The following is a 24,085-nucleotide window of genomic DNA, read 5'->3' on the forward strand; positions in this document are numbered from 1 at the left end:
ACGTGTAACTTGTGGGCTTAAATGGCCTCGAAAATGGACACTGAAACGCACTACTCGGACGTCTGGGTCGTCATTCCCGCCTTCAACGAAGCCGCCGTGATCGGCAAGGTCGTCACCGATGTGCGGTCAGTCTTCGACCACGTCGTCTGCGTGGACGACGGCAGCACCGACGGCACCGGCGACATCGCCCGGCGGTCCGGTGCTCACCTCGTACGCCATCCGATCAACCTGGGCCAGGGGGCGGCCATTCAGACCGGAATCGAGTACGCCCGCAAGCAGCCGGGCGCCCAGGTCTTTGCCACCTTTGACGGCGACGGCCAGCACCGCGTCAAAGACGTGGCCGCAATGGTCGACCGGCTCGGCGCAGGTGACGTCGATGTGGTGATCGGAACGCGGTTCGGCCGGCCCGTGGGCAAAGCTTCGGCCAGCCGACCGCCACTGATGAAGCGGATCGTGCTGCAGACAGGAGCGCGGTTGAGCCGTCGAGGCCGCCGACTTGGCTTGACCGACACCAACAATGGCCTGAGGGTGTTCAACAAGACCGTGGCCGACGGGCTGAACATCACCATGAGCGGCATGAGCCACGCCACCGAGTTCATCATGTTGATCGCCGAAAACCATTGGCGGGTAGCGGAAGAACCGGTCGAGGTGCTCTACACCGAGTATTCGAAGTCGAAAGGCCAACCGCTGCTCAACGGCGTCAACATCATTTTCGACGGGTTTCTGCGAGGGAGGATGCCACGATGAACTGGATCCAGGTGCTGTTGATCGCGTCGATCATCGGGTTGCTGTTCTACCTGTTGCGGTCGCGCCGAAGCGCGCGGTCGCGTGCCTGGGTCAAGGTGGGCTATGTCTTGTTCGTGCTCGCCGGCATCTATGCCGTGCTGAGACCGGACGACACCACAGTGGTCGCAAACTGGTTTGGGGTGCGCCGCGGCACCGACCTGATGCTCTACGCACTGGTGATGGCGTTCAGTTTCACCACACTGAGCACCTACATGCGGTTCAAGGACCTCGAGTTACGCTACGCGCGCATCGCCCGGGCTCTGGCACTTGAGGGCGCACAGGCGCCCGAACAGTGCCGGTAAGACCCAGCCACTTGAGGGCGCACAGGCGCCCGAATTAAGCCGCGATTCGATCTGCGCAGACCGTAGCCAGGAAGGACCCGGCGGCCTACAGTTCTTAGAGTTACTGCATCTCTGACCAGCAGGAGGCGATATGTCCGACCCTGACGACGTCACCACATCATCTGACGACCGCGACGAGGGCGAACCGGAAATAGACCTGCTGCCGGCCTGATGACTCAGAGCTCATCGGTCGAACGCCTGGTCGGCGAGATCGACGAGTTCGGTTACACCGTAGTCGAGGATGTCCTCGACGCCGATTCGGTTGCCGCATACCTAGCGGATACCCGTCGGCTGGAACGGGAGCTACCGACCGTCATCGCCAACTCCACAACCGTCGTCAAGGGCCTGGCGCGGCCCGGCCATGTCCCGGTCGACCGGGTCGACCACGACTGGGTGCGCATCGACAACTTGTTGCTGCACGGCACCCGCTACGAGGCGCTGCCGGTACACCCCAAGCTGCTGCCGGTCATCGAGGGTGTGCTTGGCCGCGACTGCCTGTTGTCGTGGTGTATGACGAGCAACCAGCTGCCGGGCGCGGTGGCTCAGCGCTTGCACTGCGACGACGAAATGTATCCGCTGCCGCGGCCGCATCAACCGCTGCTGTGCAACGCGTTGATCGCGCTGTGCGATTTCACCGCCGACAACGGCGCCACCCAAGTGGTGCCCGGTTCACATCGCTGGCCCGAGCGGCCGTCGCCGCCATACCCGGAGGGCAAGCCGGTCGAGATCAATGCGGGCGACGCGTTGATCTGGAATGGCAGCCTGTGGCATACCGCCGCAGCGAACCGCACCGATGCCCCGCGGCCGGCATTGACCATCAACTTCTGCGTGGGGTTCGTGCGCCAGCAGGTCAATCAACAGCTGTCCATCCCGCGAGAGTTGGTGCGCTGCTTTGAACCTCGGCTACAGGAACTGATCGGCTACGGGCTATACGCCGGAAAGATGGGCCGAATCGACTGGCGACCGCCGGCCGACTATCTCGACGCCGACCGGCATCCGTTCTTGGACGCCGTAGCGGACCGTCTGCAGACTTCGGTCAGGCTCTGATCAATCAGTGTGCTTGTGCCGGAAGTACTCGACCGTGCGACGCACGCCGTCGGCCAACTCGATCTGCGGACGCCAGCCCAAAACCCGTTCGGCTAAGCCGATGTCAAGGCAGGACCGCTTAAGATCGCCTAGCCGCGGCGGGTGGAACTCAGGGTCGTCGGGCCCGCCGACAGCCGCGGCCACCGCCGAATGCAGTTGGCGGTCCGACGTTTCCTTACCGGTGCCGATGTTGAAGCGCAGCCCACCGCCGACGTCCGCGGACACCCGGACAAACGCGTCGACCACGTCGTCGACAAACACATAGTCGCGCGTATTGGTGCCGTCGCCGAACACCCTGGTGGGTTTGCCCGAGAGCAGCGCCTGCGCGAAGATCGCTACCACACCCGCTTCACCGTGTGGGTCCTGGCGAGGACCGTAGACGTTAGCCGGTGCGATATGCGAGCAGTCCAGGCCGTAGAGATGTCGAAAGGTGTTCAGGTAGATTTCGCCGGCCACTTTGCCCGCGGCATACGGCGAGGCCGGATCGGTGGGCGCTGTCTCAGGGGTTGGATACTCCGGCGGGGTGCCATAGATCGATCCTCCCGAGGAGGTGTGCACGATCTTGCGGACACCGGTCTGCCGCGCGGCCTCGGCTAGGCGCACCGTGCCGATGACATTGACCGCGGCGTCGAATTGCGGGTCAGCCACCGAACGGCGGACATCGATCTGGGCCGCCAGGTGAAATACCACCTCGGGCCGGTGCTGCTCGAGGATGGCGTGTAGATCGGCGGTCACAATGTCGGCTTCGACGAAGACGTGTGCGGAGTTGTCGGCCAGATGCTCGAGGTTGGTCGCCCGGCCGGTCGCGAAGTTGTCCAATCCCACCACCGAATGACCATCTGCCAGCAACCGGTCGACTAACGTCGAGCCGATGAATCCGGCCGCCCCAGTGACCAGTGCGCGCACCGGCCCACCATACCGGCGGCCCATGCCAGCGCCCCGTATGCCTCGGGTCGCCCTGGTCGCCGTATTGCTGATCACGGTGCAGCTGGTGGTTCGCGTGGTGCTGGCATTTGGGGGCTATTTCTATTGGGACGACTTGATCCTCGTCGGCAGGGCCGGCACTGGGGGCCTGTTGTCGCCGTCGTACCTGTTCGACGACCACGACGGCCACGTGATGCCCGGTGCCTTCCTGGTTGCGGGCGCCATTATCCGGGTGGCACCCCTGGTGTGGACCGGACCAGCGATCAGCCTGGTGGTGCTGCAGCTGCTGGAGTCGCTGGCGTTGCTGCGCGCGTTGTATGTGATATCGAGCTGGCGGCCGGTACTCCTGATCCCATTGACGTTCGCGCTGTTCACACCGCTAGCGGTGCCGGGGTTCGCGTGGTGGGCGGCTGCGCTCAACTCGCTGCCGATGCTGGCCGCGCTGGCGTGGGTGTGCGCCGATGCCATCCTGCTGGTGCGGACCGGCAACCACCGCTACGCCGTCACCGGTGTCCTGGTTTACCTCGGTGGCCTGCTGTTCTTCGAGAAGGCCGCGGTGATCCCGTTCGTCTCCTTCGCGGTGGCCGCGCTGCAGTGCCATGTGCGCGGCGACCGGTCAGCTTTGGCGACGGTGTGGCGGGCCGGTGTCCGGTTGTGGACGCCGTCGCTGGCACTGACCGTCGGCTGGGTAGCCCTTTATCTGGCGGTGGTGGATCAACGGCGATGGAGTTCCGATCTGTCGATGACGTGGGATCTGCTGTGCCGTTCGGTCACCCACGGCATAGTGCCGGCACTGGCCGGCGGGCCGTGGGACTGGGCGCGCTGGGCTCCGGCATCCCCGTGGGCCACTCCCCCGGCGGTGGTGATGGTGCTCGGCTGGCTGGTGTTGATCGCAGTGCTTGCGCTGTCACTGGTCCGCAAGCGACGCATCGGCCCGGTGTGGCTGACCGCGGCCGGCTACGCGGTGGCCTGCCAGGTGCCGATCTTTCTGATGCGCTCGTCGCCGTTCACCGCGCTCGAGTTGGCCCAGACCCTCCGGTACTTCCCGGATCTTGTCGTCGTGCTGGCGCTGCTAGCCGCCGTCGCGCTGCAGGCACCCAATCGCGCCGGCACCCGCTGGCTGGACGCCTCGCCGGCCCGAGCCGTTGCGACAGTCGCTTCGGCCGTGTTGTTTTTGACCAGCAGCCTGTATTCGACCGCGACGTTTCTGGCCAGTTGGCGTGACAACCCCACCGAGGGATACCTGAAGAACGCCCAGGCAAGTCTGGCCGCGGCCGCGTCAGGTGCGCCGCTACTGGATCAGGAAGTCGATCCGCTGGTGTTGCAACGAGTGGCCTGGCCGGAGAACTTGGCCAGCCACATGTTCGCCCTGCTGCGCGTCCGACCGGAATTCGCTACGACAACAACACAATTGAGAATGTTCACCAGCACAGGTCGGCTGGTCGACGCGAAAGTGACCTGGGTCCGGACGATCATCGCGGGGCCGGTGCCGCAGTGCGGCTACTTCGTCCAGCCGGACCGGCCGGAACGTCTGATCCTCGACGGCCCCTTGCTGCCCGGCGACTGGACCGTCGAACTCAACTACCTGGCCAACAGCGACGGCTCGATGGCGCTGGCACTTTCTGACGGACCTGAGCGGAAGGTTCCGGTGCATCCGGGTCTCAATCGGGTGTACGCCCGGCTACCAGGGGCCGGCGACGCAATCACGGTGCGAGCCAACACCACCGCGCTTTCGCTGTGCATCGGAGCGGCGCCGGTGGGATTTCTGGCACCGGCCTGACCTCAACGCCGGTCGCCACAGCCGCTCAAACGTGGCGGCCGCGCGTATTCGACCGTCCGTAGTGGTTCGTTAAAGCGTTGCAGTACAACGCATACAACAATCAATCGGCCATTGAGTTCGCACGCTCATGCAGTTGCGAATGGTCGGTGGATGCTCGAAGCCAATGCAGAAAGCGACCGGCTCGATGAGCTGCACCAGCAGTATCACCGAGATGATCTTGGCGGTAATCAGGCTTGTATCTCTTGTAGTGTGGCGGCGGCAACTGAATACTGACCAGAGCGCGGCAACTGAAAATTGACCAGCTTCCTGGAGAGCCTTGGCTATGGGCCAAGGAGGAAGCGAGTGTTGAGCGTGGAGGATTGGGCCGAGATCCGGCGGTTGCGCCGGTCGGAGCGGTTGCCGATTTCGGAGATCGCGCGGGTGTTGAAGATTTCGCGGAACACGGTGAAGTCGGCGTTGGCCTCCGATGGGCCGCCGAAGTACCAGCGTGCGGCGAAGGGCTCGGTTGCAGATGAGGCCGAGCCGCGGATCCGGGAGTTGTTGGCAGCCTATCCGCGGATGCCTGCGACGGTGATCGCCGAGCGGATCGGTTGGTGGTATTCGATCCGGACGCTCAGCGGGCGAGTACGCGAGTTGCGGCCGCTGTATCTGCCGCCGGATCCGGCGTCGCGCGACATATGTGGCCGGTGAGATCGGGCAGTGCGACTTCTGGTTCCCCGATGTCGTTGTGCCGGTGGGGTACGGCCAGGTCCGCACCGCCACGGCGTTACCTGTGCTGACCATGGTGTGTGGGTATTCGCGGTGGGCCTCGGCGCTGTTGATCCCGACACGCACCGCCGAAGACTTGTATGCCGGGTGGTGGCAGCATCTTTCGACGTTGGGCGCCGTTCCAAGGGTGTTGGTGTGGGACGGCGAGGGCGCGGTCGGGCGGTGGTGGGCGCGCCAACCTGAACTGACTGCGGCATGCCATGCCTTCCGCGGCACCCTGGCCGCCAAAGTGTGGATCTGTAAACCGGTGATCCCGAAGCCAAGGGGCTGGTCGAACGTTTCCACGACTACCTGGAGCGGGCGTTCTTGCCGGGTCGGGTCTTTGCCTCTCCGGCGGATTTCAATACCCAGTTGCAGGCCTGGCTGGTGCGGGCCAATCACCGCCAGCACCGAGTGCTGGGATGTCGACCGGCAGATCGCATCGAGGCCGATACCGCAGCGATGCTGACATTGCCGCCGGTCGGGCCCAGCATCGGGTGGCGAACCTCGACACGGCTGCCGCGCGATCATTACGTGCGCCTCGACGGCAACGACTACTCGGTGCATCCGGTCGCGATCGGCCGGCGCATCGAGATCACCGCAGATCTGAGCCGGGTCCGGGTCTGGTGTGGCGGCACCCTGGTCGCCGATCATGACCGCATCTGGGCCAAACACCAGACGATCAGCGATCCCGAGCATGTCGTGGCCGCCAAACTGCTGCGACGCAAACGGTTCGACATCGTCGGTCCACCCCACCACGTTGAGGTCGAACAACGTCTCCTGACCACCTACGACACCGTGTTGGGCCTTGACGGGCCGGTGGCCTGATGGCAGCCAAGACCGCTACCAACAGCCGCGATGTGGCCGCCGAGCTGGCGTATCTGACCCGGGCGCTGAAAGCCCCCACCCTGCGCGGGGCCATCGAGCAGCTCGCTGACCGCGCCCGCACCAAGACTTGGAGCTATGAGGAGTTCCTCGCAGCGTGTCTGCAACGCGAGGTGTCGGCCCGCGAATCCCACGGCGGCGAAGGACGCATCAGGGCCGCCCGCTTCCCATCGCGCAAGTCGTTGGAGGAGTTCGACTTCGACCACGCCCGCGGTCTCAAACGCGACACCATAGCGCATCTGGGCACCCTGGACTTCGTCACCCTAGCAATCGGGATCGCGATCCGCGCCTGCCAGGCCGGCCACCGCGTCCTATTCGCCACCGCCTCGCAATGGGTTGATCGTCTGGCCGCCGCCCACCACAGCGGCACCCTGCAATCTGAACTGATTCGGCTGGCCCGATACCCGCTGCTGGTCGTCGACGAAGTGGGCTACATCCCCTTCGAACCCGAAGCCGCCAACCTGTTCTTCCAATTGGTGTCGTCCCGCTACGAACGGGCCAGCCTCATCGTCACGTCAAATAAGCCCTTCGGGCGCTGGGGCGAAGTATTCGGCGACGACGTCGTAGCCGCGGCCATGATCGACCGACTCGTGCACCACGCCGAAGTCATCGCACTCAAAGGAGACAGCTACCGCATCAAAGACCGAGACCTCGGCCGCGTCCCCACCGTCACGGCCGACGACCAATGAAACCAAGCTGGTCAATTTTCGATTGCCGACACCTGATCAGTTTTCGGTTGCCGTTGACATAGTGCCCAAAACACGCACCCACATCAGATGCAGAACCCCTTGACAACCAATAGGGAATCTCTTCGCATGATGGAGGTTGCTGGCACCAATCCATCAGGAAGGCCCTTGTTGACCGGCACTGGGTTGGGGGTCCACCGCGATGGGTGAGTATGGCAAGTGCGGCACGTATGCACCCGTCTTGGTGCACGCGGCCAAGGGCAGCCCGTTAGCGCCGTCGCCCAGCGTGAACTGAGGGCGGAGAATCGGCCGGAATCTCGCCCTCAGTGCACGCTCGGCGCCGTTTGGCCTCACCCGGTCAACGTGAACTGTCCGGGGCGGGCACTGTCGCGTAGCGAGCCCACGTGGGGCCGGGGTCGGCCCGCCAAAAACGCCCCGGCGCGGCCAGCTCATGAGCGGGTACGCAAGCTCAAGCAGATCTCCGTAGCCGTGACGGAGTGCTTCATCGATGTCCGCAGCGATGGCAGCGGCCAGTGCGTGCCTAAACCCGTCTTGCGCAGAGTCTTTCGCAGCGGGCGGGTAGTTGCACGTCGTCGCCGAAGTGCTGACGATCCCGTTGCGGTCGGAGACCGCGAGTAGCCAGCGCGCGTCCGGGGCAGCATCTCGCGCAGCACGCTGAAGTGTCGCGGCACCGGAAGCCGGGGGCGTGAAGAGACCCGCCATGACACCGGCTGGACGGCGCGGGGCAGAGTCCCGCGGAGTGGTGGGCTTCGACGTTGAGTTCGTCGGTGCCTACTGGCCGCCGCTGATTGCGGCGACCACAGCATTATCGCTATCGGGGTAGAGCAGCGCCATAGAGGCCTCGGAGAGGTAGCGGCGCTCGCTGGCCTGCCATTCGTCGTGCATGTCGGCCAGGACGGCGCCCACAAGGCGGATCACGGCTGCAGGATTCGGGAAGATCCCCACGACGCGGGAGCGTCGCTTGATCTCCTTATTGATGCGCTCCAATGGATTGGTCGACCAGATCTTTTGCCAGTGCGCCTTGGGAAATGCGGTGAACGCCAATACTTCTGCCCTGGCGTCGTCCATCAGCGGGCCGATCTTGGGAAACGACGCGGCGAGGCGATCACGGACCCCCTCCCAGGTCGCGTGCACCGCCTCGGCGTCGGGTGCCGAGAAAATCATTCGAAACATGCTGGCGACCATGTCGGCCTTGTCCTTGGGCACGTGGGCGAGCAGATTGCGCGCGAAGTGCACCCGACAGCGCTGATGCCCAGCGCCCTGGAAACAGCGCTTCAACGCCTTCACCAGCCCGGCGTGCTGGTCACTGATCACCAGCCGGACACCACCGAGGCCGCGCCCCTTGAGCGAGGTCAGGAACCCGCGCCAGAAGGTCTCATCCTCGCTGTCGCCGACGTCGAGGCCGAGGATCTCGCGTGACCCGTCGGCGGCGATGCCGCTGGCAACGATGACGGCCATCGACACCACCTGGCCAGTACCGTTGCGCACGTTGAGATAGGTGGCGTCGAGGTAGACGTAGGGGAACTCGATGTGCCCGAGCGTGCGGGTGCGGAACGCGCCGACGATCTCGTCGAGTCCGGCACAGATCCGCGACACCTCGGATTTGGAGATGCCGGTCTCCACACCCATCGCCTCGACCAGGTCGTCGACCGCACGGGTAGAGATACCGTGCACGTAGGCCTCCATCACCACCGCGTACAAGGCCTGATCGATCCGCCGGCGCGGCTCGAGGATCGCCGGGAAGAAAGAGCCCTTGCGCAGCTTAGGGATTCGCAGTTCCACGTCACCGGCCTGCGTGGACAGCACCCGCGATCGGGCACCGTTGCGATCGGTCACCCGAGTGTCGCTGCGTTCATAACGGGCAGCGCCGATCCGTTCAGTGGCTTCGAGCTCGCTGAGTTCCTGCAACACCAGACGGACGGCATCACGGATCAAGTCGACGCCATCACCAGTGCGGAACGCGTCGAGCAACTCGGACAGGGCAGACTGTGGCAAGGCCATCGGCGGGATCTCCTTCGGTGCGTGCTTGGCGGTACACACCGACGATCTCGCCGACGGCCCCTACCTCATCGGAGCCACTCCGCAACAACCCCTAAACCCACCACGCTGCGGGACGCTTACCGGCGGCGTGGCACAACGTTCGGTATCGCTGATCGGCATCAGGAGGTTAGTGCGATCAGAAGTCGTAAGTGGGCTCGGCGTCGAGGATCCCCTTGAACATCGCGACCAGGCCCGTGAGATCAGAGTTGGCGCGCGCCACGTGACAAGCGCCGTGCAACTCTTCCAGGTCGGTCTTCCCCCAGTCGAGGCCAGAACCGCGTTCGGACAACAGGAGATCGAAGAACTCGCGGGTCGAGCGGCCGTTGCCCTCGCGGAACGGGTGGGCATAGTTCACGTAGTCGTACCGGTATGCGACCTGGCCAGCGAGATCACCTTCGCCGACCGCTCTGAGCCGGTCGAGCTGGTAGATCTCCGCAGCCACATGCTCCATGGGCCGACTGATGCCGCCCGGCGCGCAGAAAGACTCGTCCTCCTTCTCGATGCCGACTGTCCGCAGATCTCCCGCCCAGACGTAAATGTCCTGGAACAGCTGGCGGTGAATCGCCCGCAGGTATGCGAGATCTGTGCGGTCGCCCAGCAGATTGGGATCCTCGCGGAGTTCGATCACCCGGGCCTCAACGAGGTCGTTCTCGGCATCACGCAGTTCGGCATGCGTTCGAGCGCCGACCCGGTTCCTCAAGACGGACATAGCGGGGATGAAGTAGCCCTGCCAATTCCGTTCGTGATCGCCGGTGTCCCATGGATGCGGCACTCCACCCCGGTTACTGGATGTTGTACCGGCGGCGGACGCGCTCACCCAACTCGGCTGCCGTGATCTTGCCGCGGGCGTAGTCGTTCTGATCGGCACGGGTGGCGGCGGTGCTGCGGGTGCCCTCCAGCTCGGTGTTGCGGCGAGTTGCCCTGACATTCCTGAAGCGCCGCTTCACCTTCTGCAACTCGGTCGCCTGGACAAACACTTCATCTCATTTGGTGGTCCTGACCAGGATAGTCGACAGCGCTGACATTGCAGGAAGTTGACCGTCAAGCACAGCACGGTTCTCCACCGCTGATGTACGACCATCATGTCTCGTTGGTCCTGTAATCGACGGCGTCCCACCGGCTCGACAAGAAATCCCACCAGGTGACTGGACGCAAGGCCGGTGGGGCCCCCTACACCGTCACCATCCCGGAGTTCGGAGCCGCAGCTTTGCGCGAGCAGCGGGCACTGGTCATCCCGTTCGACCCGGTGTTTCCGGCCCGGCGCGGCACCCGCTAGTCCGAGGCCAACGTCGCACCCACTGGCGGGCGATCCGCGGAGAGGACTTCAAATGGGTTGTCCCGCACTCGATCCGCAAGTCCGTCGTCACCGCGGTGGAACGCTCGATAGGGCTGGAAGCCGCGGCCCAGCAGGCCGGGCACAGCGGCAGCGAGATCACCCGGCGGCACTACGTCGAGCGGTCCGTGACGGTGCCCGACTACACCGCCGCCCTGGACGAGTATTCGCGCCCTATCCGCGCCTTCAGGCCATTAAAGAGCAACAGGCCGGGTGATATACCGACCTGACCTGCAAAGATGGAGCCGCCTAGGAGAATCGAACTCCTGACCTATTCATTACGAGTGAATCGCTCTACCGACTGAGCTAAGGCGGCTTTTCCCCTGGGTGCCCGCTTGCCGGGCGGCACGAGTCTACGGCAGGCGGGCCGGCCCGCCCAAGTTTGCGGCGGTCGCTACCGCAGTTCCTGGCCGATGGTGGCGACCATGGCATCGACGGCGAACTTCGGTTTGACGTTGACCGCTAGCGCTTCCCTGCACGCCAACACCGCTTCGATGCAGCGCAGCAGCCGCTCCGGCGGGGCGTGGGCGGCCAGCGCAGCAACCCGGTCGGCCATATCCGGGTGGTTGGCCCGCACCCCACCCGCGTGGGCTGCGACCAACAGTGCATCCCGGAAGTAGGTCGCCAGATCGATCAGTGCCCGGTCCAGCGCATCGCGCGAGGCCCGCGTCTGCCGGGATTTCTGCCGTCGTTCAAGATCCTTCATCGCGCCGGTGGCACCACGCAACGCCGCGCCGGTGCCTTTACCGGTACCTCCGGCTCCCAGCGCCGTCCGCAGTTCTTCGGTCTCGGCCTCGATACGCTGCGCGGTCAACGCTAAGGCCTCGGCCTCGGCGCCGGCCACCAACTCCTCGGCGGCTGCGTAGGCACGCGAGGGTGTCGCGGCGTCACGTGCCAGCCCCAAAGCCCGCTCGCGTCGCTGCCGGGCCTGCGGATCGGTGGCCAGCCGGCGCGCTCGTCCGACATGGCCACCACTGACCGACGCCGCCCAATTGGCCGTGTCGGGGTCCAACCCGTCGCCGTCGCTCAGCACCTGCGCGATCGCGTGGGTCGACGGAGTCACCAACGCGACATGCCTACACCGGGATCGCAGCGTGACCGCAATGTCCTCGGGATCCACCGACGGCGCGCACAGCAGGAACACCGTCGACGGCGGCGGCTCCTCGACAACCTTGAGCAACGCGTTGGCGGCGCCTTCGGTCAACCGATCGGCGTCCTCAATCACCACGATCTGCCAGTGCCCGGTAGTCGGCCGGCGCGCGGCGATTTGCACGATGGCCCGCATTTCGTCCACACCGATCGACAGACCTTCGGGAATCACCCGGCGTACGTCGGCGTGGGTGCCCGCCAGCGTGGTCGTACACGCCCGGCAGCGCCCGCACCCGGGCTCCCCGCCCGACGTACATTGCAAAGCCGCCGCGAAGCACAGCGCGGCAACCGAGCGCCCAGAACCGGGCGGACCGGTGAGCAGCCACGCGTGTGTCATAGTCCCGCCGCCACCCGCGCTGTGAGCCGAATCACGACGGGCCGCCTTGGCCGTGGCAAGCAGCTCGGCTTCCACCGCTTGCTGGCCTACCAGCCGCGTAAACACCCCGGACATCATCGGCAACAGTAGCTATCCGCGCCGACAGATACCGATCAGCGTTCGTTTCGCGACAATTCCGTGATCTTTCGTCGCCATTTGGATGGATGCCGAGGCGTTCGTCGGTTTCCGGCAAGTCCCCGCCGCCCGATACGGTGGGCTAATGGCAACCACGGCGGCGCTACCCAGACGGATCCATGCATTCGTCCGGTGGGTAGTGCGCACTCCGTGGCCGCTGTTCTCGCTGAGCATGCTGCAGTCCGACATCATCGGCGCATTGTTCGTGCTCGGATTCCTGCGCTACGGCCTGCCGCCTCAGGACAATATCCAACTGCAGGATCTGCCACCGGTCAACCTACTGATCTTCGTCAGCACGGTAATCATCTTGTTCCTCGCCGGGGCCGTGGTGAACCTGAAGCTGCTGATGCCGGTCTTTCGATGGCAGCGCCGCGACAACCTGCTCACCGAGCCTGATCCGGCCGCCACCGAGCTGGCCCGCAGCCGCGCATTGCGCATGCCGTTGTACCGCACTCTGATCAGCCTGGCGGTCTGGGCTACCGGCGGCGGGGTGTTCATCCTCGCCAGCTGGTCGGTGGCCAAGCATGCGGCCCCCGTCGTGGCGGTGGCCACCGCGCTGGGTGCCACCGCCACCGCCATCATCGGCTACCTGCAGTCTGAACGGGTGTTACGGCCGGTGGCCGTCGCGGCGCTGCGCAGCGGTGTGCCGGAAAACGTCAACGCACCCGGCGTCATACTGCGACTGATGCTGGCGTGGATTCCGTCCACCGGCGTACCACTCCTGGCGATCGTGCTGGCCGTAGCGGCGGACAAGATTGCCTTGCTGCACGCCACACCAGAGGCGCTGTTCAATCCCATCCTGATGATGGCACTGGCCGCGCTGGGCATCGGATCCGTCAGCACCCTGTTGGTGGCCATGTCGATCGCCGACCCGTTACGCCAGTTGCGCTGGGCGCTAAGCGAGGTGCAGCGCGGCAACTACAACGCCCACATGCAGATTTACGACGCCAGCGAACTGGGCCTGCTACAAGCCGGCTTCAACGACATGGTCCGCGAGCTGTCCGAGCGGCAGCGGTTGCGTGACTTGTTCGGTCGCTACGTCGGCGAAGACGTGGCCCGGCGGGCCCTGGAGCGCGGCACCGAGTTGGGCGGTCAGGAACGCGACGTCGCGGTGCTGTTCGTGGATCTGGTCGGCTCCACGCAACTGGCCGCGACACGACCGCCCGCCGAGGTGGTCCAGCTGCTCAACGAGTTCTTCCGGGTGGTGGTCGAAACCGTCGCCCGGCACGGTGGGTTCGTCAACAAGTTCCAAGGCGACGCCGCGCTGGCCATCTTCGGTGCACCCATCGAACACCCCGACGGTGCTGGTGCCGCGCTATCGGCAGCACGTGAGCTCCACGACGAACTCATCCCAGTGCTGGGTTCCGCGGAGTTCGGCATCGGCGTGTCGGCCGGAAGGGCCATCGCCGGCCACATCGGCGCTCAAGCCCGCTTCGAGTACACCGTCATCGGCGACCCGGTCAACGAGGCCGCCCGGCTCACCGAACTGGCCAAACTCGAGGATGGCCACGTTCTGGCGTCGGCGATCGCGGTCAGTGGCGCCCTGGACGCCGAAGCATTGTGTTGGGATGTTGGCGAGGTGGTTGAGCTCCGCGGACGTGCTGCACCCACCCAACTAGCCAGGCCAATGAATCTGGCTGCACCCGAAGAGGTTTCCAGCGAAGTACGCGGCTAGTCGCGCTTGGCTGCCTTCTTCGCCGGCACCTTCCGGGCAGCTTTCCTGGCTGGCCGTTTTGCCGGACCCCGGGCTCGGCGATCGGCCAACAGCTCGGCGGCGCGCTCGTCGGTTATGGAAGCCACGTCGTCGCCCTTACGCAGGCTGGCATTGGTCTCACCGTCGGTGACGTACGGCCCGAATCGGCCGTCCTTGATGACCATTGGCTTGCCCGACGCCGGATCTGTTCCCAGCTCGCGCAGCGGCGGAGCCGAAGCGCTTTGCCGGCCACGACGTTTCGGCTCTGCGTAGATCTTCAGGGCTTCGTCGAGCGTGATGGTGAATATCTGGTCTTCGGTGACCAGTGATCGAGAATCGTTGCCGCGCTTTAGATACGGTCCGTAGCGCCCGTTCTGCGCGGTGATCTCCTCACCCGAGGCGGGGTCCACTCCGACCACGCGCGGCAGTGACAGCAGCCTCAGCGCGTCTTCGAGGGTGACCGTCTGTAGGTCCATGCTCCGCAGCAACGAACCGGTGCGCGGTTTGGGCCCGGCGGCCTTCTGGCGTTTCTTGACTCCCTGAGCGGCCGCGGCCGCATCAGCCGCAGGCTCCGGCAGGATCTCGGTCACATACGGCCCAAACCGGCCTTCCCTGGCCACGATCTCGTGGCCGGTTTCTGGGTCCAAGCCCAAAGTCCGTCCCTGTTGCGGTGTGGCAAAGAGCTCTTCGGCCACCTGTAGAGTCAGCTCGTCCGGGGTAATCGAGTCGCTGAGGTTGGCCCGCTGCGGCGTGGGCTCACCGGTGTCGCCGGCCACCAAACGTTCCAGGTAGGGACCGTTCTTGCCCACCCGAACATATATGGGGCGTCCGTGGGTGTCGTCAAAAAGCTTGATAGAGTTTACTTCTCGTGCGTCGATGCCCTCGAGATTGATCCCGACAAGCTTCTTGAGGCCACCCGATCGGGCTACCGAATCGGGCACACCGTGATCGCCACCAAAGTAGAAGTTGTTGAGCCAGTTGGTGCGGCGCTCGTTGCCGGCGGCGATCTCGTCGAGCTCGTCTTCCATCGCCGCGGTGAAGTCGTAGTCGACGAGCCGACCGAAATGCTGCTCGAGCAGACCGGTTACCGCGAACGCCACCCATGACGGCACCAGTGCACTGCCCTTCTTGTGCACGTAGCCGCGATCCTGGATGGTCTTGATGATCGACGAGTAGGTCGACGGGCGGCCGATGCCCAGCTCCTCGAGCGCTTTGACCAGCGACGCCTCGGTGTAGCGGGCCGGCGGGTTGGTGGCATGGCCGTCTGGGGTCAACTCGACGATGTCCAACCGTTGACCCGGGGTCAGATGGGGCAGTCGCCGCTCGGCATCGTCAGCCTCGCCGCCGACCAGCTCGTCCACGGTCTCCACGTAGGCCTTGAGGAAGCCCGGGAACGTCAAGGTGCGTCCGGTCGCGGAGAACACCACCTCCTGGTGCCCCGACATGCCAGTGATCCGCAGGCTCAGCGTCATGCCCCGCGCATCGGCCATCTGCGAGGCTACGGTGCGTTGCCAAATCAGCTCATAGAGCCGGAAATCATCAATGTTGGGACCGTCGAGTTCGCGACGCACCGCGTCCGGGGTGGCAAACGTTTCACCGGCGGGCCGGATAGCCTCGTGCGCTTCCTGGGCGTTCTTCACCTTGCGGGTGTATTGGCGCGGCGCCGGCGCGACGTACTCGTCGCCGTAGAGCTGGCGCGCCTGGGTACGTGCGGCGTTGATCGCCGACTCCGACAGCGTGGTGGAGTCGGTACGCATATAGGTGATGTAGCCGTTTTCGTACAGCCGCTGGGCGATGCTCATCGTCCGCTCGGCGGAGAACCGCAGCTTGCGGCTGGCCTCTTGCTGCAGCGTGGAGGTCATGAACGGCGGGTACGGGCGCCGGGCGTAGGGCTTCTCCTCGGCCGAGGCCACGGTCAGCTGCGTGCCATCCAGGCCCGCGGCCAACGCGGTCGCGCTCCCCTCGTCGAGCACAATGACTTCGTCGCCTTTGCGCAGCGTGCCCAGCGAGTCGAAATCGCGGCCAGTGGCCACCCGCCGGCCAGCCACGGCCGTCAGCCGGGCGCTGAAGGTGGGCGGCGCGGCGTCCGGGTCGGACACGCTGGCATCCAGCTTGGCAAGGATGTCCCAGTAGGCCGCGCTGCGGAACGCCATGCGGTCGCGTTCGCGCGCCACGATGATGCGGGTGGCCACCGACTGCACCCGGCCCGCCGACAACTTGGGGGCGACCTTCTTCCACAGCACTGGGCTGACTTCGTAGCCGTACAGCCGGTCCAGGATGCGCCGGGTCTCCTGCGCGTCGACCAGGTCGATGTCTAGGTCGCGGGGGTGCTCGGCGGCGGCGCGGATCGCCGGTTCGGTGATCTCGTGGAAGACCATCCGCTTTACCGGTATGCGCGGTTTGAGGGTTTCCAGCAGATGCCAGGCAATAGCTTCGCCCTCACGGTCCCCATCCGTGGCCAGATACAGCTCGTCCACGTCTTTGAGCAGGCCCCTGAGCTCGCTGACGGTGCTCCGTTTCTCCGGGCTGATGATGTAGAGCGGTTCGAAGTCGGCGTCGACGTTGACCCCGAGCCGCGCCCACGGCTGCGACTTGTACTTTGCGGGTACATCCGACGCGGCCCGCGGCAAGTCACGGATGTGCCCCCGGGAGGACTCGACGATGTAGCCAGAGCCCAGGTAGGAGGCCAGCTTGCGCGCCTTGGTGGGCGACTCGACGATGACCAGTCGCCGGCCGCTGCCATTGCCGCCGCTGCCACGGCCCTTCGTTTTCGGGTCAGCCAACTGCGCCCACGCTCCATCTCTTATCCCGGCCCCTATCGAGACCGCCCCGGTAGGTAGAGGACGCGGCCGACTGCCGAATCCCAGGTGAATTCCGGTACGCCGGCGTTCCCTCGCCTGTGGGCAACTGACAATCTCGCACTCTAGGGCGGGCCTGCGCAAACCGGCTGCAAACAGATTACCCACACCAAAGGCTCAAACGGGCCGCTCAGGACGCTCGGAGATCCGCATCGTCGCCGAACTAGGTCCGACTGCCCGGCTCCTCAGCGGACCCCAGCGGGACCGCATCGTCGCCGAGCTAGGTCCGACTGCCCGGCTCCTCAGCGGACCCCAGCGGGACCGCATCGTCGCCGAGCTAGGTCCGAGGCCACTGTACCCATGCCTCGGCCCCGTCTGGGGGTTCCCCCACGTTCTCCACCAGGCGCGATAACCTGCGTCGCCCGCTAATCCGCAGCGCTGGTCGGGTCCCCCGGGTACCGATCAGGGTGGGCGCAATCCCGACCCTCATCAGCGCCGACGCCAGCGGAGAATGGGTGTCCGGCGCGTGTGGATCCAGGCCCAGCAAATAGCGGTCGGCCTCCGGGCTGCCTGCCGCCAGAGTCCAAGCCCTCAGCTCGCGCGGCCCGGGCAGCCATCGCGGGGGCACGGTCTTGACCGCACCGCGCGTCCACTCGGCGGCGATGCCGCACAACAGCGGGTCGACGGCCGTCCGCACCAGCGGGGTGTTTTCGTCGGTACGGGCGACCTCGGGTACCAAACCAGCCTCCTGGATCATCTCGGCCAGGGCCGATGCGCGCCAGGACTCGGCGACGACTACCGACAGCCGAGCGCCGCAACCAACCAGCACGATCTGGCCCGGGCCCGCCAGCACCCCGGAAAGATCCGCGACCGCGGGAGGTACTGACTCCGCGGCGAAGAAGGAAAGCTGGCTCACCTCACCGACAGTAAGCCAGCGAGCGGGTCGCTGGCTTTAGGCATCCGGCGCGGCGGCAGCGCGCCATGTGGCGAGCAGACGTAAAGCCCCCAAAACGGAACCGTTTTGGGGGCTTTTTGCGTCTGCTCGCGGGGGTAACTCAGAGCGAGCGGACTCCGGTGGCCTGGGGGCCCTTAGGGCTGTGGCCGATCTCGAACTCGACCTTCTGGTTTTCTTCAAGGGTGCGGAAGCCCGTTCCCTGGATCTCCGTGTAGTGGACAAATACATCCGCGGAACCGTCTTCGGGGGCGATAAAGCCGAACCCCTTCTCCGCGTTGAACCACTTCACAGTTCCCTGTGGCATTTCTCGATCTTTCCTTTTCTTCTGGGTGCGGTGCACCGCCTTTCGGTGCCCCGGGCCAGCTGCGGCCGCCATACCTCGCCGAGTCGCCGGAACTTCACCCGACCGATAACCTCGCAGGAACCGCGGCCGCAACGTCGATCCTGCGAAAGTTTGACACGAACACAGAAGCTGCGACCGCCAATCAGTCAATCATGTTCATCGCGTCGGCAACAGCCTCTGGGTGTGGACGGAGCTACGAAGGGTCCGCAAATGGCGAGTTTCGGCAGCCACCTGCTGGCCGCAGCGGTCGCCGGGACCCCGCCGGGCGAGCGTCCGCTGCGCCACGTCGCCGAGCTGCCACCGCAGGCCGGCCGGCCGCGCGGTTGGCCGGAGTGGGCCGAGCCCGACGTGGTGGATGCGTTTGCCGACCGCGGCATCAGCTCGCCGTGGTCACACCAGGCTGAGGCCGCCGAGTTGGCGTACGCCGGCCGCCACGTGGTGATAGGCACCGGCCCGGCGTCTGGAAAGTCGTTGGCCTATCAACTTCTCGTGCTCAACGCGCTGGCAACCGACTCCCGGGCGCGTGCGCTGTATCTGTCGCCGACGAAGGCGCTCGGCCACGACCAGTTGCGCGCCGCACATGCGCTGGCGGCCGCGGTGCCACGGCTGGCTGACGTCGCGCCGACGGCCTATGACGGCGACAGTCCCGACGAGGTGCGCCGCTTTGCCCGCGAGCGCTCCCGGTGGCTGTTCTCCAACCCGGAGATGACACACCTATCGGTGCTTCGAAACCATGCGCGCTGGGCTGTGCTGTTGCGGAATCTCCGCTTTGTGATCGTCGACGAATGCCATTACTACCGTGGTGTTTTCGGCTCGAATGTGGCGATGGTACTGCGCCGTTTACTACGGCTGTGCGCGCGCTACTCTGCGCACCCGACGGTGATCTTCGCCAGCGCGACAACGGCCTCGCCGGGCGCGACGGCTGCCGACCTGATCGGCCAGCCGGTCGTGGAGGTCACCGAGGACGGCTCACCCCGGGGGGCTCGCACGGTGGCATTGTGGGAGCCCGCGCTGCGGTCGGATGTGATCGGCGAGCACGGCGCCCCGGTGCGACGCTCCGCCGGTGCCGAGGCGGCCCGGGTGATGGCCGACCTGATCGTCGAGGGAGCGCAGACCTTGACGTTCGTCCGATCGCGGCGCGCGGCGGAACTGACTGCACTGGGTGCCCGGGCGCGACTGGTCGACATTGCCCCGGAACTGTCGGACACGGTGGCGTCGTATCGGGCCGGTTATCTTGCCGAGGACCGTAGCGCGCTGCACCAGGCCCTGGCCGAGGGCCAGCTGCGCGGGCTGGCTACCACCAACGCTTTGGAGTTGGGCGTTGATATCGCCGGACTGGATGCGGTGGTGCTGGCTGGTTTTCCCGGGACGGTGGCCTCGTTCTGGCAGCAGGCGGGCCGGTCGGGCCGGCGCGGCCAGGGCGCGCTGGTGGTGTTGATTGCCCGTGACGATCCGCTGGACACGTATTTGGTCCACCATCCCGCAGCATTGTTGGACAAACCGGTCGAGCGCGTGGTGATCGATCCGGTTAACCCGCACCTGCTGGGTCCCCAATTGCTTTGTGCAGCAACAGAACTGCCTTTAGACGACGCCGAGGTCCGGTCCTGGGGCGCCGTTGAGGTGGCGGAGAGTCTGGTTGACGACGGGCTGTTGCGGCGCCGGAACGGCAGGTACTTTCCGGCGCCCGGGGTGAAACCGCATGCCGCCGTGGATGTCCGGGGGGCTATCGGTGGCCAGATCGTCATCGTGGAGGCCGGAACCGGGCGGCTCTTGGGCAGCGTGGGCGTCGGTCAGGCCCCGGCCGCAGCGCACCCAGGCGCGGTGTACCTGCACCAGGGCGAGACCTACGTCGTTGACTCGCTGGATTTCCAGGACGGAATCGCCTTCGTGCACGCCGAGGATCCCGGCTATGCCACGTTCGCGCGAGAGGTCACCGACATCGCGGTCACCGGCACCGGCGAGCGGTTGGTCTTCGGGCCCGTTGCTTTGGGTTTGGTGCCGGTGACTGTCACCAATCACGTCGTCGGCTACCTGCGCCGCCAGCTGTCCGGGGAGGTGCTGGACTTCGTGGAGCTGGACATGCCGGAACACACCTTGCCCACAACCGCGGTCATGTACACAATCACTTCGGATGCATTGGTCCGCAGCGGTATTGAGGCCACACGGATTCCCGGGTCGTTGCACGCCGCCGAACACGCGGCCATCGGGCTGCTGCCGCTGGTGGCCAGCTGCGACCGCGGCGATATCGGCGGCATGTCCACAGCGACCGGGCCCGAGGGGCTGCCCAGTGTCTTTGTCTACGACGGCTATCCGGGTGGAGCCGGATTCGCCGAACGCGGCTTTCGCCGGGCCCGCACCTGGCTGGGCGCCACCGCGGAGGCCATCGAAGCCTGCGAATGCCCCAGTGGGTGTCCATCGTGTGTGCAATCCCCCAAGTGCGGCAATGGCAACGACCCGTTAGACAAGGCGGGCGCGGTGCGGGTGCTGCGGCTGGTGCTCGCCGAGTTAAGTGAGGAATCACCGTGAGCAGCCCAGCGTTCCGGCGTTGTCGGGCAAAGCGGGGTCGTCGTCTTAGCCGATGTGATGCACTTGACATCAGTGTCTTCGGCCTATCACGTAGTGGTCGTGGGCGCCGGCCGAAGATCCGGGCGGGAGGTGACACGTGTCGTTTGTGATCGCGGCGCCGGAGGCGTTGGACTCGGCAGCAACGGACCTCGTGGTCCTGGGCTCGACGTTAGGCGCGGCCACTGCGGCCGCGGCGGCCCAGACGACGGGTATCGTGGCCGCGGCCCACGACGAGGTGTCGGCGGCGATCGCAGCCCTGTTTTCCGCCCACGGCCAGGCCTATCAGGCCGCCAGCGCGCAGGCCGCGGCGTTTCACACCCGGTTCATCCGTGCGCGCTCCCGACATCCGCAGCAGGAAACGACCTGTCGCCGTGTGCGATAGGCAAATCACCAGGCAACACGCCGGCAGCTCCGGTAAGGCCAACATCGACCACCTACCCAGGGCATTCCCATGCACGTCACCGCCGCATAGCAAGTTGCGGATGCTGAGTGGTCCGCTACCACCCGGTATGGCAACGCCGGTGGTCATGGCACCACCTCGGGTCTGATCTGCCTCGGAGGCCGGCCGCTGGCACGAAGGCAACGACGGTTCGGGCGGGTTGGCCTAGCGATACCACACGCATGCGCTGTCCTGCAAGGGAATTCCCTCGGCGACCACCGGTACCCCACCGAGTCAACGGCGCACCGCGTCCGTAGACTGCTCGCATGACCCACGACTGGCTGCTCGTGGAGACGCTGGGGGACGAACCGGCCGTGGTAGCACGGGGGCGTGAGCTGAAGAAGCTCGTCCCGATCACCACGTTCCTGCGTCGCAGTCCCTATTTGGCGGCGGTCCGCACAGCTATCGCCGAGACGCTGCAGACCGGCCAAAGCCTGACCAGCATCACTCCCAAGCACGATCGCGTCATCCGCACCGAACCTGTAATAATGACCGACGGCCGCATGCACGGCGTGCAGGTGTGGAGTGGCCCCACAGACGCCGAACCGCCCGACCGGCCGATCCCAGGCCCGCTGAAGTGGGACCTGACCCGTGGTGTGGCCACCGACACCCCGGAGTCACTGACCAACAGCGGCAAGAATCCCGAGGTCGAGATCACCTACGGCCGAGCCTTCGCCGAAGACCTGCCGGCGCGCGAGCTCAATCCGAACGAAACCCAGGTGCTTGCCATGGCAGTTAAAGCCAAGCCCGGCAAAACACTATGCAGCATTTGGGATCTCACTGATTGGCAAGGAACACCCATCCGGATCGGCTTCGTGGCGCGAAGCGCTCTGGAGCCGGGACCAAACGGCCGCGATCACCTGGTCGCCCGGGCAATGAATTGGCGTGCTGAGACCAAGGCCCCTGCAGTGCCCGTCGACGACTTGGCTCAGCGGATCCTTATCGGACTGGCGCAGGCCGGAGTCCACCGGGCACTGGTCGATCTCAAAACCTGGACCCTGCTGAAATGGCTCGACCAACCCTGCTCTTTCTACGACTGGCGGCGTAGCGCGGCCGATGGGCCTCGTCTACATCCCGACGACCAGCACGTGATCGACGCCATGACAAGAGACCTCGCCAACGGATCGGCCAGTCATGTGCTGCGCTTGCCTGGGCACGACGTCGATTGGGTGCCGGTCCATGTCACCGTCAACCGGATAGAGCTCGAACCGGATACCTTCGCTGGACTGGTCGCTCTGCGACTGCCCACCGACGAAGAACTTGCCGACGCCGGACTGCCGAAAGCCACCGACGTCACCACCTGACAACCAGTCCTTTCGACTCAGCAACGGCAGCTGCCGATCCGCGGCTACCGTTGCTTGTCGTGAACGGTTTGACGGTGATCCGGACTGCGCGCTCGCTGAGCGGCCTACGCCCACGCTGTCGGTCAGATTGCGTCGATGAATCCTATGCGCTCTGAACTGAACTGGGCTGAATGCGCGAGCCGCCGACGTAGGGAATCGGCAACGCCCGTCGGACGACCCCGCCGATCTCGTCGTCGACATCCAGTGGCGCCGGCATCAGCAGGGTGGTGACGATTGCCCGTTCAGACAGTCGCCGCAAGGCCCCGGGCCTGCTAGGAGGTCGGGTTCCCCGGGACGTCGACCACACCCTGGTCGCAATGTCCAACGTAAGCAACAGGTTTGAGTATGAGGTGCCGGTAGCGAGGATGAATTCGCCAGTCCTGGTACACGCGCACGGACATCGCAGGTGCCGCGATGCGGCCGGCCTCTGGCCACCGCCGAATCGGCGTAGCCGTCGGGCACTTTCAAGATCGGGTCAGCGCGCCTGATGCGCACCGGGCCGCCACCTCAGCGCCATGGTGTTTCGGACATCCTCCAATCGCCGCCGATCCCCGAGGAACACCAGGTCGCCCGCGTGCGGGCGAAAGGCAGCGAGGACTTTTGGGAAACCCACGCACATGCTTCCCGGATAGCGATAAGCTGCGCTCCAGCAGATTGTCCGCCGGTGACCGGGCGGCCCTTCGATCGGCATCGCGCGGTGGTCGGAGGTGTCCGATGTCATATGTGATCGCGGCGCCGGAGGCGCTGGTGGCGGCGGCCACGGATTTGGCTACTCTCGGCTCGACGATCGGCGCCGCCAACGCGGCCGCTGCGGGCTCGACAACGGCGTTGCTGACCGCCGGCGCCGACGAAGTGTCGGCGGCGATAGCGGCCTATTCGGAATGCACGGCCAGACCTATCAGGCACTCAGTGCGCGGGCGGCGGCGTTCCATGAGCGGTTCGTGCAGGCCTTGGCCACAGGTGGGGGCGCCTATGCGGCCGCCGAGGCCGCCAGCGTCTCGCCGCTGCAGAGCGCGCTCGATTTGCTGAATGCGCCCACTCAGGCGCTGTTGGGGCGTCCGTTGGTGGGCAATGGCGCCAATGGGGCCCCGGGGACTGGGGCAAACGGCGGCGATGGCGGGATTTTGTTCGGGTCCGGGGGGGCCGGCGGGTCCGGAGCGGCCGGCATGGCGGGTGGCAACGGCGGGGCCGCCGGGCTGTTCGGCAACGGCGGAGCCGGCGGAGCCGGCGGCAGCGCGACGGCCGGTGCGGCCGGGGCGGGCGGGAACGGCGGGGCCGGCGGGCTGCTGTTCGGTACCGCCGGGGCCGGCGGCAACGGCGGGTTAAGCCTCGGTTTGGGCGTCGCCGGCGGCGCCGGCGGCGCCGGCGGGTCGGGCGGTAGTGACACCGCCGGACACGGGGGGACCGGTGGTGCCGGCGGCCTGCTATTCGGCGCCGGCGAGGACGGCACAACGCCCGGTGGCAACGGTGGGGCGGGCGGTGTCGCCGGGCTGTTCGGCGACGGCGGCAACGGTGGTAACGCCGGAGTTGGCACGCCCGCGGGCAACGTCGGCGCCGGCGGCACCGGCGGCCTGCTGCTCGGCCAGGACGGCATGACCGGGTTGACGTAGCCGCGTGGCGGGGCCGCGCCTTGCTTCCGGGACTACCACCCGCAGGTCGC

The 24,085-nt window shown here is 66.0% G+C and carries 21 protein-coding genes, 1 tRNA gene, 1 pseudogene and 7 other annotated features; of the genes and pseudogenes, 13 read left to right on the top strand and 10 right to left on the bottom strand.

Features of this window, described 5'->3' with window-relative positions; translation table 11 throughout:
* Window positions 1-21: 21 nt before the first annotated feature.
* From Rv3631 to Rv3633, 3 genes are all read left to right on the top strand, one after another.
* On the top strand, window positions 22-747 hold the full coding sequence (locus tag Rv3631; protein ID NP_218148.1) for a transferase: 726 nt from the start codon (window positions 22-24) through the stop codon (window positions 745-747).
* The gene (locus Rv3632) at window positions 744-1,088 is read left to right on the top strand and encodes a membrane protein (protein NP_218149.1); all 345 of its coding nucleotides are present in this window, start codon (window positions 744-746) and stop codon (window positions 1,086-1,088) included. The genes Rv3631 and Rv3632 overlap by 4 nt, the downstream gene beginning before the upstream one ends.
* Before the next feature lie 210 nt (window positions 1,089-1,298).
* Window positions 1,299-2,174 carry a hypothetical protein gene (locus Rv3633; RefSeq protein NP_218150.1) on the top strand — a complete coding sequence of 292 codons (876 nt, stop codon included), beginning with the start codon at window positions 1,299-1,301 and terminating at the stop codon, window positions 2,172-2,174.
* Here Rv3633 and galE1 read toward each other — a convergent pair whose 3' ends face one another.
* Window positions 2,175-3,119 (bottom strand): UDP-glucose 4-epimerase, encoded by a 945-nt coding sequence (gene galE1, locus Rv3634c; protein ID NP_215015.2) that lies wholly within the window; start codon window positions 3,117-3,119, stop codon window positions 2,175-2,177.
* A 22-nt stretch (window positions 3,120-3,141) separates the two neighbouring features.
* Between galE1 and Rv3635 the strand changes: the two genes are divergently transcribed.
* From Rv3635 to Rv3638, 3 genes and pseudogenes are all read left to right on the top strand, one after another.
* On the top strand, window positions 3,142-4,917 hold the full coding sequence (locus Rv3635; RefSeq protein NP_218152.1) for a transmembrane protein: 1,776 nt from the start codon (window positions 3,142-3,144) through the stop codon (window positions 4,915-4,917).
* Window positions 4,918-5,122: 205 nt separating this feature from the next.
* Window positions 5,123-5,138: a repeat region (16 bp inverted repeat at the left end of putative IS element IS1534; GAAAATTGACCAGCTT.), on the top strand.
* Window positions 5,123-7,258, top strand: a mobile genetic element (IS1534, len: 2136 nt. Putative Insertion sequence element, IS1534 (IS15C10.2), that resembles IS21; possibly defective.). It overlaps the preceding feature by 16 nt.
* A pseudogene (locus Rv3636) lies at window positions 5,260-6,492 on the top strand. It overlaps the preceding feature by 1,233 nt.
* Window positions 6,492-7,238 carry a transposase gene (locus Rv3638; protein NP_218155.1) on the top strand — a complete coding sequence of 249 codons (747 nt, stop codon included), beginning with the start codon at window positions 6,492-6,494 and terminating at the stop codon, window positions 7,236-7,238. Before Rv3636 ends, Rv3638 begins: the two are co-directional and overlap by 1 nt.
* Window positions 7,243-7,258, bottom strand: a repeat region (16 bp inverted repeat at the right end of putative IS element IS1534; GAAAATTGACCAGCTT.).
* Window positions 7,259-7,391: 133 nt before the next feature.
* Here Rv3638 and Rv3639c read toward each other — a convergent pair.
* The 4 genes from Rv3639c to Rv3642c form a co-directional block, all read right to left on the bottom strand.
* Window positions 7,392-7,958 carry a hypothetical protein gene (locus Rv3639c; RefSeq protein NP_218156.1) on the bottom strand — a complete coding sequence of 189 codons (567 nt, stop codon included), beginning with the start codon at window positions 7,956-7,958 and terminating at the stop codon, window positions 7,392-7,394.
* Between the two features lie 55 nt (window positions 7,959-8,013).
* Window positions 8,014-8,026 (top strand) — a repeat region (13 bp inverted repeat at the right end of putative IS element IS1553; GAGTTCGTCGGTG.).
* Window positions 8,014-9,306, bottom strand: a mobile genetic element (IS1553, len: 1293 nt. Putative Insertion sequence element, IS1553.). It overlaps the preceding feature by 13 nt.
* The gene (locus tag Rv3640c) at window positions 8,028-9,257 is read right to left on the bottom strand and encodes a transposase (protein NP_218157.1); all 1,230 of its coding nucleotides are present in this window, start codon (window positions 9,255-9,257) and stop codon (window positions 8,028-8,030) included. Its footprint overlaps the feature before it by 1,230 nt.
* Window positions 9,294-9,306 (bottom strand) — a repeat region (13 bp inverted repeat at the left end of putative IS element IS1553; GAGATCGTCGGTG.).
* A gap of 126 nt (window positions 9,307-9,432) precedes the next feature.
* A complete protein-coding gene (gene fic, locus Rv3641c) occupies window positions 9,433-10,068 on the bottom strand; it encodes a cell filamentation protein Fic (protein NP_218158.1) in 636 nt (211 codons plus the stop codon).
* A 10-nt stretch (window positions 10,069-10,078) separates the two neighbouring features.
* Window positions 10,079-10,273, bottom strand: a complete 195-nt coding sequence (locus Rv3642c) for a hypothetical protein (RefSeq protein NP_218159.1) — start codon at window positions 10,271-10,273, stop codon at window positions 10,079-10,081.
* Between the two features lie 394 nt (window positions 10,274-10,667).
* Here Rv3642c and Rv3643 point away from each other — a divergent pair, with 394 nt between their 5' ends.
* On the top strand, window positions 10,668-10,859 hold the full coding sequence (locus Rv3643) for a hypothetical protein (RefSeq protein NP_218160.1): 192 nt from the start codon (window positions 10,668-10,670) through the stop codon (window positions 10,857-10,859).
* A 13-nt stretch (window positions 10,860-10,872) separates the two neighbouring features.
* On the opposite strand, the gene thrU is transcribed toward Rv3643, so the two are convergent.
* Together thrU and Rv3644c are read right to left on the bottom strand one after the other, a co-directional pair.
* Window positions 10,873-10,945 (bottom strand) — tRNA-Thr (thrU, locus tag Rvnt39).
* A 78-nt stretch (window positions 10,946-11,023) separates the two neighbouring features.
* Window positions 11,024-12,229: a DNA polymerase gene (locus tag Rv3644c; protein NP_218161.1), complete on the bottom strand. Its 1,206-nt coding sequence runs from the start codon at window positions 12,227-12,229 to the stop codon at window positions 11,024-11,026.
* 85 nt (window positions 12,230-12,314) lie between these two features.
* Here Rv3644c and Rv3645 point away from each other — a divergent pair, with 85 nt between their 5' ends.
* Entirely contained in the window at window positions 12,315-13,964 is a 1,650-nt protein-coding gene (locus Rv3645) for a transmembrane protein (RefSeq protein ID NP_218162.1), read from the top strand.
* Here Rv3645 and topA read toward each other — a convergent pair.
* The 3 genes from topA to cspA all read right to left on the bottom strand — a co-directional run bounded on the left by topA (window position 13,961) and on the right by cspA (window position 18,039).
* On the bottom strand, window positions 13,961-16,765 hold the full coding sequence (gene topA, locus Rv3646c) for a DNA topoisomerase I (RefSeq protein ID NP_218163.1): 2,805 nt from the start codon (window positions 16,763-16,765) through the stop codon (window positions 13,961-13,963). The genes Rv3645 and topA overlap by 4 nt on opposite strands.
* A 352-nt stretch (window positions 16,766-17,117) precedes the next feature.
* The gene (locus Rv3647c) at window positions 17,118-17,696 is read right to left on the bottom strand and encodes a hypothetical protein (protein ID NP_218164.1); all 579 of its coding nucleotides are present in this window, start codon (window positions 17,694-17,696) and stop codon (window positions 17,118-17,120) included.
* 139 nt (window positions 17,697-17,835) lie between these two features.
* Window positions 17,836-18,039 (bottom strand): cold shock protein A, encoded by a 204-nt coding sequence (gene cspA, locus Rv3648c; protein NP_218165.1) that lies wholly within the window; start codon window positions 18,037-18,039, stop codon window positions 17,836-17,838.
* A 249-nt stretch (window positions 18,040-18,288) separates the two neighbouring features.
* Here cspA and Rv3649 point away from each other — a divergent pair, with 249 nt between their 5' ends.
* The 5 genes from Rv3649 to PE_PGRS61 all read left to right on the top strand — a co-directional run bounded on the left by Rv3649 (window position 18,289) and on the right by PE_PGRS61 (window position 24,035).
* Complete coding sequence (locus Rv3649) at window positions 18,289-20,604, top strand: helicase (protein ID NP_218166.1); 2,316 nt, start codon at window positions 18,289-18,291, stop codon at window positions 20,602-20,604.
* Window positions 20,605-20,740: 136 nt separating this feature from the next.
* On the top strand, window positions 20,741-21,025 hold the full coding sequence (gene PE33, locus Rv3650; RefSeq protein YP_178000.1) for a PE family protein PE33: 285 nt from the start codon (window positions 20,741-20,743) through the stop codon (window positions 21,023-21,025).
* A gap of 323 nt (window positions 21,026-21,348) precedes the next feature.
* Complete coding sequence (locus tag Rv3651) at window positions 21,349-22,386, top strand: hypothetical protein (RefSeq protein ID NP_218168.1); 1,038 nt, start codon at window positions 21,349-21,351, stop codon at window positions 22,384-22,386.
* A gap of 589 nt (window positions 22,387-22,975) precedes the next feature.
* Window positions 22,976-23,030: a sequence feature (mpr18, fragment of putative small regulatory RNA (See DiChiara et al., 2010), ends not mapped, 82 and 100 nt bands detected by Northern blot in M. bovis BCG Pasteur.; Fragment of putative small regulatory RNA), on the top strand.
* A gap of 109 nt (window positions 23,031-23,139) precedes the next feature.
* A complete protein-coding gene (gene PE_PGRS60 / locus Rv3652) occupies window positions 23,140-23,454 on the top strand; it encodes a PE-PGRS family-related protein PE_PGRS60 (protein YP_178001.1) in 315 nt (104 codons plus the stop codon).
* Window positions 23,448-24,035 carry a PE-PGRS family-related protein PE_PGRS61 gene (gene PE_PGRS61, locus Rv3653; RefSeq protein YP_178002.1) on the top strand — a complete coding sequence of 196 codons (588 nt, stop codon included), beginning with the start codon at window positions 23,448-23,450 and terminating at the stop codon, window positions 24,033-24,035. Before PE_PGRS60 ends, PE_PGRS61 begins: the two co-directional genes overlap by 7 nt.
* Window positions 24,036-24,085: the final 50 nt, after the last annotated feature.

Origin of the sequence: Mycobacterium tuberculosis H37Rv, assembly GCF_000195955.2 — a bacterium.
Lineage (GTDB): Bacteria > Actinomycetota > Actinomycetes > Mycobacteriales > Mycobacteriaceae > Mycobacterium > Mycobacterium tuberculosis.